Here is a 9,798-nt window from a genome sequence, read left to right on the forward strand (position 1 = left end):
GCGCTGTCGAGGGCGTCGAGACCGGCCTCGACAGCGCGGGTGCGGGGGGACTCGAGGTCCGCCGGGTCCCGGACGCCGACGAGGACCTCCGGCTCACCGGCCATGGCGACTGATCTCCGCGTGCAGTTCCCCGGTGATCTCCGCGGCCAGCGCGCTGACCCCCGGCGACTCGATGGTCCGCGGGTGGGTGATGTCGATGTCCCACTCGCGCACCACACGACCGGGGCGCGACCCCATGAGGACCACCCGCTGACCCAACCGGACCGCCTCCCGGACGTTGTGCGTCACGAAGACGACCGACAACCGCTGCTCGGCCCACACGCGCGTCAGCTCCTGGTGCAGGACGTCGCGGGTGATGGCGTCCAGCGCCGCGAACGGCTCGTCCATGAGGAGGACGGCGCTGTCCTGCGCCAGCGAGCGCGCCAGTGCCACGCGCTGCCGCATGCCGCCGGAGAGCTCGTGGACCCGCTTGCCGGCCGAACCCCCCAGGTTCACCAGCTCCAGCAGTTCCTGCGCCCGCTGCCGGCGTCCGGCGCGGCCCACACCACGGGCCCGCAGGGCGAGCTCCACGTTGCCCGACGCCGTCAGCCAGGGCAGCAGCGCGGGCTCCTGGAACATGAGCGCGGGCCGCCGGGCGCTGACCTCGACCCGGCCGCTGGTCGGTTCGGTGAGCCCGGCCAGGAGGTTCAGCAAAGTCGACTTGCCGCAGCCCGAGGCGCCCACGAGGCAGACGAACTCACCGGAGCGCACCTGCAGGTGCATCCCCTCTAGGACCGGCGGCTGGCCGCGCCCGAACACGTGGCAGACCCCCTCTACCCGCACCGCCGTCTCCGGCCGCGCGGCCACGGCGACCTCGCCGGTCAGCGGCGCCCGGACTCCCACGGTCGACGTCTCAGCAGCCATGTCGCCGCCTCTCCCTCCGTCGGACGGTCATTCCTCGCCCAGGCCCCCGGCGGAGACCGCCTCGAGGCCCTGTTCTCCGAGCACCTGGTTGAGCGGTCGCAGGTCGTAGATGCCGCCCAGGTCCACCTCGGTCTCCGTGGTGCCGGCGGCCACACCGTCCGCCGCGGACTGCTCGAGCGCCGAGGCGATCGGGTCGTAGGTCACCGTCAGCTCGGTCCACGCCCGCTCCATGACCTCGGGAGCCAGCGGCTGGCTGCCCGACTGCTCCAGGCCGGCGTTGACGGCGGCCTGGGCCGCTGCGGCGTCCCCTCGGGCGAACTCGACCGCGGCCACGTGTCCGCGCAGCAGCGCCACCACGGCCTCCGGCTGCTGCTCGAGGAACTCGGTGCGGACGATGAGGTGCGTCGTCACGAACTCGCCGCCCGGCCAGAGGTCCCGCTCGTTCACCAGCACCCGGCCGCCCGCCTCGACCACCAGCCGCGAGGCGAACGGCTCGGGGAGCCAGGCCCCGTCCAGTTCTCCGGACCGGAACAGGTTGAGGGTGTCGCTGTTGGGCGTCGGGCTGATCGTGACGTCACCGCGGCCCTCCAGGCTGTTCTCCAACCCCTGCTCGGTCAGCCAGGTGCGCAGCGCGACGTCCTGGGTGTTGCCGAGCTGCGGGGTGGCCAGCGTCGTGCCGCGGAGGTCGTCGGGGGAGTCGATGCCCTCGCGGACGACCAGCTGCGCACCGCCGGACGCGGCCCCGGCGATGATGCGGATGGCGTCGCCGTCGCTCTGCCCGTAGGCGTTGATCGTGGGGCTGGGGCCGATGTAGGCCGCGTCGATGGCGCCCGCGAACAGCGCCTCGACCTCGTCGGGGCCGGCGTTGAAGACCTGCGTGACCAGTCGGGTGTCCCCCAGCTCCTCCTGCAGCAGGCCCTGCTCGACGCCGATCAGCGCCGCCGCGTGCGTGACGTTGGCGAAGTAACCGAGCCGCAGCTCCTCCGGGGCCGCGGCCTCGGCCGGGTCACCGGACCCGCCGCAGGCCCCCAGGGTGAGGACGAGGAACGCGGCCGCCAGAGCGGCGAGGAGGCGGACCGGGGTCCGGACGGAGGTGGAGTGCATCGACGTCCTCCCGGCTCTCGGCGTGCATCGAGGGGAGGACGCTAGACCCACGCCATGTCCATCGGGTTGATGGGGATGATCGGCACACTCCGGATCCGCGTGTCCTCGCTGGGCACATGCCCTCGGTTACCGGTGCACGCGCTGCAGGGCCGACGTCCCTACTGCTGCGGAACCCTCCCCAACGCCACCAGCAGCCGGCGCAGCAGGCCGGCGAGCGTCTCGAGGTCGTCGCCGGAGAGCCCGGCCAGCAGCCGGCGCTCGGTCTCCAGGTGGTCGGGCAGGGTGGCGTCCAGGGCCGCCCGGCCGGCCTCGGTCAGCGTGACGACGACGGCCCGCCCGTCGGCCTCGCTGCGCTCCCGGGTGATCAGCCCCTTCTCCTCCAACCGGTCCAGCCGCTGGGTGATCGCGCCGGAGGTGACCAGGGCCGTGCGCATCAGGGCGGTCGGGGTCAGCTGGTACGGGGCGCCGGCCCGCCGCAGGGCGGCCAGCACGTCGAACGAGGGGACGTCGAGGCCGTGGCGGGCGAAGGTGGCCCGCTGGGCGAGGAAGACCTCCCGCTGGAGCTGGGAGATGCGGCCGACGACCCCCATGGGGCTGCAGTCGAGGTCGGGCCGCTCCCGGGCCCACTGGGCCAGGATCTGGTCGACGGCGTCCCCCACGCCGGTACCTCAGCAGTGAGGTATCGACGGCGTCAAGCCGGGCGCAGGCGGGTGCTGAGCCGGACGGTGAGCCCGTCCGGCCCGGGCAGCAGGTCGACGGAGTCCCAGAGCTTGCGGGCCAGCCACAGCCCCATGCCACCGCGGCCGAGGTCCGCGCCGTGGGCGGGGCGGAAGCCGGCCAGCGGGTCGGCGAAGGTGCGCCCCGAGTCGGTGATGGCGCAGACCAGCCGGTCGCCGTCGGCCCAGACCCGGGCCGAGACCGGCCGCACGCCGTGGCGGAACGCGTTGGCGGCGACCTCGGCGGCGGCCAGGTGGAGGTCCTCCCGCTGCTCGCGGTCGGGCACCCGCACGGCGAGGACACGGCCGAGCGCGTGCCGCAGCCCGACCAGGCTGGGGGCGTCGTCGAGGGCGAGCACGGGGGCCGAGTCCTCGACGGGCTCGCGCGGCCAGGGCAGGCTCGGCAGGTAGTCGGCCGGGTCGCGGTACGCCGTGCTGGGCGCCCACGCGCCGTCGTGGACCAGGTGGGGGTGCGTGGCGGCGGCGGTCTCCACCACGGCCGCGGGCAGCCGGCGCCGGTCGTAGAGGCAGAGCCAGTCGACCGGCGCGCCCTGCAGGACCCGGTTGGCCGCCGACTCGAACCGGACCCCCTCGCGCCAGCCGGCGGGGCCCGGCCCGAAGTCGGCCAGGGCGAGGAGACGCAGCTGACCGCTGCCGGGCCCCTGGTCGGCGATCCGCAGGGCGTACGCCAGCGCGTCGGGCGCCCGGGCGCCCAGCAGGCTCAGCCCCGGTTCGTCGCGGACGCGCGCGGCGCGCTCACCGAGCTCCGCGCACAGCACCGCGGTGACGTCGGGAGGGCAGCTCAGCGCGACCACGTCGCCCGCCCGCAGGCCGGCGCCCAGGAACGGGAGGGCGACGGCCAGCAGGTCGGCCTCACCGCGCAGCACCGCCGCGGCGTGCCGCGACAGGACCGGGCGGGCGGCTGCGCTCCGCGGCTCGGGCAGCGCGGCCGGCGCCACGTCCCCGCCCACCGCTTCGTCCACCTCGACCGGTCCTCCTCCGGCCGGGGACTCCGGCCTCGTGCTGCGCCATCCTGGTACACGTGCCGCCGGCCCCGCGCCCGGGGGGCCGGGTGCGCCCGCCGTCATGCGGGCGGGGCGACCGGCACGTCGGGTGCCTGCCCGTCGACCCCGGCTAGCGCGAGGATCCGCGCCGGGGGCGTCCCCTCCCGGGTCCGCACCCGCAGCTCGACGCCGGCCTCCCGCGCGCGGGCCACGGCCTCCAGGACCAGCCCGACGCCGGCGCTGGCCAGGTAGCCGGTCGGGCGGAGGTCGAGGGTGGCGACCGACCCCCCGGTCAGCTGGTCCAGCCGCTGGAGCACCTCGTGCCGCACCCGCGCGGCGGTGGCCAGGTCGACCTCGCCGTGGACCTCCAGGCGCGGCCCGCCCGGTTCCTCGTGCACGGTGACCGCCGCGCCGCCGTCCAGCCGGGGACCCGCCGTGCGGCGCTGCACCCGGACCTCGGGGACCGGGACGGCGGGGGCGATCCGGAACCGGACGGTCGTGCCGGCGACCTCGGGGTCGTGCGCCACCTCCACGTCGGTGGCCAGCGCGTGGATCAGCTCCAGGCCGCGACCGCGGTAGCCCCGGTCGGCCGGCGGGGGCCGCCACAGGCCGCTGTCGCGCACGTCGACCCGCACGCTGCCGTCGGCCTCGCGGGCCACCCGGTAACTGCACTCCCCATCGTCGGCGGACGCGGCGTAGGCGTGCTCCACCGCGTTCGCCAGCGCCTCGCCCAGCGCCAGCTGCAGGTCCTCGGCCGTGTCCTCGGGCAGGCCGGCCGCCGCCGTCCACGCCATCACGGCCCGGCGGACCCCCGCCAGCCGCCGCGGGTCGGCCGGCAGCCGCCCGGTCAGCGGGCCGGGCAGCAGCCGGGCGGCGATGAGCGCGACGTCGTCGGGCTGGTCGGCGTCGGCGAGCACCTCGGTGAGCAGCCGCCCGGTCAGCCCGACCGGATCCGCCGTCGCGTGCCGCGCCGCGGCCGCCCGGACCCGCTCCAGCCCGTCGTCGAGGACCTCGCCGCGGCGCTCCACCAGGCCGTCGGTGTACAGCAGCAGCGTCGCGCCCGGGGCGATCCCGACCGTGCCCTCGGTGTACGGGCGCCGACCGGGCGCACCCAGCACGGTGCCGGAGCCGGCGCCGTCGAGCAGCTGCGCGCCGTCCGGGGTGACCAGCATCGCCGGGGGGTGGCCGGCCCGGGCCCAGGTGACCGTGCCGGCCGTGCCGTCGACGACCAGGCAGGCGGCGGTGGAGGCCAGCGCGCCGGGCAGCCGGGTGGCGAAGCGGTCCAGCAGCTCCAGCGCCTCCGCCGGGCTGCAGCCCTGCAGGAGGGCGGTCGACAGCGCGCTGCGCAGCTGGCCCATGACCGCGGCGGCCGACGGGCCCTGCCCGACGACGTCGCCGACGGCGATCGCCACCCGGTGGTCGGTCAGCTCGACCACGTCGTACCAGTCGCCGCCGGCCTGGGTGCCCTCGGCGCCGGGCAGGTAGTGCGCGGCCAGCGCCAGCCGCTCCAGCGCGGGCAGCTGGGCCGGCAGCAGGCTCAGCTGCAGCGTCTCGGCGATGCCCCGCTCGGCCCGGTACAGCCGCGCGCGGTCCAGGGCCTGGGCGCACTGCTCGGCGACGGCGAGCAGCATCGCCCGGTCGGTCGCCGGGAAGCGCTGGACCGTGGGCCAGGCGATCGACAGGACGCCGACGACGCGGCCGGCCGCGGCCAGCGGCAGCGCCGCGACCGCCGCCAGCCCGAAGTCCCGGGCCGACGCCGCCAGCTCCGGGGCCAGCTCGCGGGGAGCGGGGGGCTCCGCGGTGACGTCCTCGACCCACACCGGACGGCGCTCGGAGACGGCGGTGGTGGCGACCAGCGGCGCCGACATCGGCAGGGTCCGCCACATCTCCAGGCCCGCCGGGCTGCCGCCGTCGATGGCCAGGGCGGAGAGCGCGCGGTGCGAGGGGTCGACCTCGTAGACCGCGACCCGGCTGTCCGGGCCGGTCAGGGCGCGGACGTGGCCACCGGCGACCTGGGCGACCTCCAGCGGGGTGGTCGCGGCGGACAGCTCGGCGGTCGCCCGCTGCAGCAGCGCCAGCCGCCGCGCGGCGCCCCGCTCCTCGGCCAGCAGCACCGCGTTGTCCACGGCCAGCGCCGCACGGGCGGCGATCTCCTCGGCGAGCCTGCGGTCGTCCTCGGTGAACGGGGGCGCGTCGGCCCGGCGGCCCAGCCCGAGGACGGCGAGCACCCGCCCGCGCACGGTGAGCGGGATGGCGAGGACCGAGGCCATGGGGAGCAGCCGTGCGAGCGGGGGGAGGTCGTCCGGGGAGCCGGGCAGCCCGGCGGCGTGCAGCACCGAGCGTCCGGTGCGGACCACCTCCGGGCCCGCGCCCTGGTCGGGGTCGACCGCGGCGAGCGCCGCGGCCGTCTCGCCGTCGGCCCCGGCGATGCCGGCCCACCGGAGCCGGCCGTCCTCGCCGACGAGGCGGACGGTGCACATGTCGGCCAGCCGGCGCTCGACCACCAGCCGCGCCAGGGCGTCGGTCTGGCCCTCCACCGAGGTCTCGCGGTCCAGCGCGGTGCCGACGTCGGCCAGCAGCGTCTGGCGTGCCGTCTCACGGGTCCGGGCGTTGATGTCGGTGCAGCTGCCCACGTAGCCGGTGGAGGTGTCACCCGCGCCGATCGGCGCGGCCCGCTCCAGCATCCAGTGGTAGGTGCCGTCGGCGCGGCGCAGCCGGACGTCGACCTCCCAGCCCTCGCGGCGCGCGCTCGCCGCGGCGACGACCTGGGCGTAGCGCTCGCGGTCCTCCGGGTGCAGGCCCTGCTGCCAGCCGTCGCCGACCTCCTCGCGGGCCGGACGGCCGGTGAACTCGGTCCAGCCGCGGTTGACGAAGACCCGGCGCCCGTCGGGGTCGGCCACCCAGATGATCGCCGGGGCCAGGTCGGCCACCGCGGTGAACTGCGCCTCCGCGGCCCGCCGGACCCGGCCGAGCTCGAGGTGCGCGCCGACCCGGGCCAGCAGCTCCTGCGCGGAGAACGGCTTGACCAGGTAGTCGTCGGCCCCGGCGGCCAGGCCCTCGACGGCCGCCTCCTCGCCGGCCCGCGCCGACAGCAGCACCACCGGGATGCGGGCGGTGCGCGGCTCGGCGCGCAGGGCGGCCAGCAGCCCCATGCCGTCCAGCTCCGGCATCATCACGTCGCTGACGACGAGGTCCGGCGGGTCGGCCAGCGCGGCCTCGAGCGCCTGCCGGCCGTCGGCCACCGCCCGGACGTCGTAGAGCGGGCCCAGCAGCCGCAGCAGGTAGCCCCGCATGTCGGCGTTGTCGTCGGCGACGAGCACGCGGCCGGACGCCGGCCCGTGCCCGGCCACGCCCGGGGACGGGTCCGCGGCAGCGGGGCCGTCCGGCAGCCAGCGCAGCGCCTCGGTGACGAAGGGGACGGCGGCCGGGGACACCGCCGTCGCGTCCGCGGCGGGCTCGGCCAGCCGGTCGGCGGGCAGGTGGGCGGTGCCCAGCGGCAGGGTGACGGTGAACGTCGTCCCGGCCCCCGGGGTGCTCTCGACGTCGATGCTGCCGCCGTGCAGGCCGACCAGCTCGCGCACCATGGCCAGGCCGATGCCGCTGCCCTCGCCGGACCGGCCGCGGGCGTCGGCCACCCGGTGGAAGCGCTCGAACAGGCGGGGCAGCTCGTCGGCGGGGATGCCGGTGCCGGTGTCGCTGACGGTCAGCCGCGCGCTGCCGCCGTCCTGCCGCAGCCGGACGGCGATGCCACCCGCGGCGGTGAACTTCAGGGCGTTGGACAGCAGGTTGAGGACGACCTTCTCCCACATGTCCCGGTCGACGTGGACCGGCTCGTCCAGCGGCGCGCAGTCGACGGTAAAGTCCAGCCCGGCCCGGACGACGGCCGAGTGGAAGACGCTCGCCAGCTCGGCGGTGGTGGCGGCGAGGTCGACGGGCTCGAAGCGGGCGTCGATGCGGCCGGCCTGGATGCGAGAGAAGTCCAGCAGGGTGTTGACCAGCTTCGCCAGGCGCTGCGCGTTGCGCTCGATGACCTCGAGCTCCTCCCGCAGCCGGGGGTCGGCGGCGGCCGCCGGGGAGGCCCGCAGCTCGGCGACCGGGCCGGCGATGAGCGTCAGCGGGGTGCGGAACTCGTGGCTGACGTTGCTGAAGAAGTCGGTCTTGGCCCGGTCCAGCTCGGCCAGCGCCTCGGCGCGCCGCCGCTCGGCCTCGTAGGCCGAGGCATCGGTGACGGCGGTGGACACGTGCCCGCCGACGAGGTCGAAGAAGCCCCGGTAGTCGGCGTCCAGCGCCCGGTACGGGTTGACCCCGCAGACCAGGACGCCGACCGGCTCGGCGGTCCCGGACACGGTGATCGGCAGGACGACGGCCTGGTCGGGGGCCGAGTCGCCGACCGGGCAGGGCAGGAACCACGACCCGTCCGCCGTCCGCAGCCTGCCGACCACCTCCGCCGGCCCGCCCGCGGCGACCCGGTGGACCGCGGCGTCGGCCTCCGGCCCGGGCAGCACCCCCTCCGCGACCGGGGTCCCGGGGACGACCCCGGACCACGCCACCGGCCGGAGCGCACCGGTGTCGTCCGCGCGCAGGTACGCCACCGCGAAGGGCACGGGGGCGCGGTGGCGGTCCAGGACGGCGACCGCGGCCCGGCAGGCCTCGTCGATCGTGCCCACGGAGGCGGTGGAGACGTCGCCGAGGTCACGCAGGGTCTGCAACCGGCGTTCGCCGAGGATCCGCGAGGTGGTGTCGGTGACCGCGATGAAGATGCCGCCGACCCGGTCCTCGTCGGGCACCGGGCTGTAGGAGAAGGTCCAGAACGTCTCCTCCAGGTAGCCGTGCCGGTGCAGCAGCAGCCGCTGGTCCTGGGAGAAGGTCGCGCCGCCGCCGGACATGACCTGCTCGGCGAGCGGGCCGAGGTCGTCCCAGGCCTCGGCCCACACCGCCGAGGCGGGGCGGCCGAGCGCGGCCGGGTGCTTGGTGCCGAGCAGCGGCAGGTAGGCGTCGTTGTAGAAGACCGTCAGCTCCGGCCCCCACCACACGAGCATCGGGAACCGCGAGGACAGGCAGATGCTCAACGCCGTCCGCAGCGCCTGCGGCCAGGCGTCGGCCGGGCCAACCGGCGTCCCCGCCCAGTCGGCCGCGGCCACCCGGACGTCCATGGGCAGCAGCGCCGCGTCAGCCGCCTCGTCGGTCACCGAGCCTCCTCGCGCGCTCGGGTGCGGACGGCATCACGAGGGGATGGTAGGTCGGGGGTCGCCACGGCCGGTTGCGGGCGGGGCGATCCGCGCGCTGCGCCCGGCGATCCGCTCCAGCGCGGTGCGGTCGACACCGGTGGCCGACTGCACCTCCGGGTCGTCGAGGGCGCCGCAGTCCAGCCCCCGCAGCACGACCGTGGCCAGCGCCCCCGCGGTGGCCGGCTCGTCGAGGACACCGCCGTCCACCCGCTCCAGGTAGGCCCCGAGCCGGGCCGCCGCGGCGGGCAGCGCCGCCCGGAAGAACGCGTAGGTGGCGGCGTAGCGGGTGACCAGCTGGGCCGGGTGCAGGTCCCAGCCCTGGTACAGGCCGCGCTCCAGCGCCCGCCGCACCAGGCCGGCGTGCACCCGCCAGGCCGCGTGGACCTGCGCGCGGTCGCCGGCCGGCAGCACGTTGGTCGAGCCGTCGACCGCCACGGCCCCGGTGCCCGCGACGGCGACCTGCATCAGCTGCTTGGCCAGGTCGAGCGCCGGGTGGTCGGAGGACTGGTGGGCCGCGGCGATGCCGAGCGCGGCGCTGTAGTCGTAGGTGCCGGAGTGCAGGCCGGTGAGGCGGGGACCGGCTGCGTGCACGAGGGCGGCGACGGTGACGGCGCCGTCGGGGCCGACGACCGCCTGCGGAGTCTCGACCTGCAGCTCCAGGTCGAGGGCGACGCCGTGCGCGGCCTCCAGCGCGTCGAGCACCGGCAGGAACGCGCGCACCTGCTCGACGTCGGTGACCTTGGGCAGGGGGGGGGGGGGGGGGGGGGGGGGGGGGGGGGGGGGGGGGGGGGGGGGGGGGGGGGGGGGGGGGGGGGGGGGGGGGGGGGGGGGGGGGGGGGGGGG

General features: G+C 77.1%; 6 protein-coding genes. All 6 read right to left on the minus strand.

Going from position 1 to position 9,798, the window contains the following annotated elements:
• Positions 1 to 93: 93 nt before the first annotated feature.
• Positions 94 to 903: an ABC transporter ATP-binding protein gene (locus ACI78Z_RS24410; RefSeq protein ID WP_457039127.1), complete on the minus strand. Its 810-nt coding sequence runs from the start codon at positions 901 to 903 to the stop codon at positions 94 to 96.
• Between the two features lie 27 nt (positions 904 to 930).
• Positions 931 to 2,007 carry an ABC transporter substrate-binding protein gene (locus ACI78Z_RS24415; RefSeq protein ID WP_457039128.1) on the minus strand — a complete coding sequence of 359 codons (1,077 nt, stop codon included), beginning with the start codon at positions 2,005 to 2,007 and terminating at the stop codon, positions 931 to 933.
• A gap of 158 nt (positions 2,008 to 2,165) precedes the next feature.
• Positions 2,166 to 2,666, minus strand: coding sequence for a MarR family winged helix-turn-helix transcriptional regulator (locus ACI78Z_RS24420; RefSeq protein WP_457039129.1), 501 nt, complete (start codon positions 2,664 to 2,666; stop codon positions 2,166 to 2,168).
• Between the two features lie 32 nt (positions 2,667 to 2,698).
• Entirely contained in the window at positions 2,699 to 3,706 is a 1,008-nt protein-coding gene (locus tag ACI78Z_RS24425; protein WP_457039130.1) for an anti-sigma factor RsbA family regulatory protein, read from the minus strand.
• Between the two features lie 101 nt (positions 3,707 to 3,807).
• Positions 3,808 to 8,916 carry a SpoIIE family protein phosphatase gene (locus ACI78Z_RS24430; RefSeq protein ID WP_457039131.1) on the minus strand — a complete coding sequence of 1,703 codons (5,109 nt, stop codon included), beginning with the start codon at positions 8,914 to 8,916 and terminating at the stop codon, positions 3,808 to 3,810.
• Between the two features lie 33 nt (positions 8,917 to 8,949).
• Positions 8,950 to 9,702 carry a DUF6986 family protein gene (locus ACI78Z_RS24435; protein ID WP_457039132.1) on the minus strand — a complete coding sequence of 251 codons (753 nt, stop codon included), beginning with the start codon at positions 9,700 to 9,702 and terminating at the stop codon, positions 8,950 to 8,952.
• Positions 9,703 to 9,798 lie beyond the last annotated feature (96 nt).

Source organism: Geodermatophilus sp. SYSU D01176 (assembly GCF_054050015.1).

Coding starts and splice junctions, on each gene's coding strand:
- ACI78Z_RS24410 (WP_457039127.1), bottom strand. CDS start 903: ATGGCTGCTGAGACGTCGACCGTGGGAGTCCGGGCGCCGCTGACCGGC.
- ACI78Z_RS24415 (WP_457039128.1), bottom strand. CDS start 2,007: ATGCACTCCACCTCCGTCCGGACCCCGGTCCGCCTCCTCGCCGCTCTG.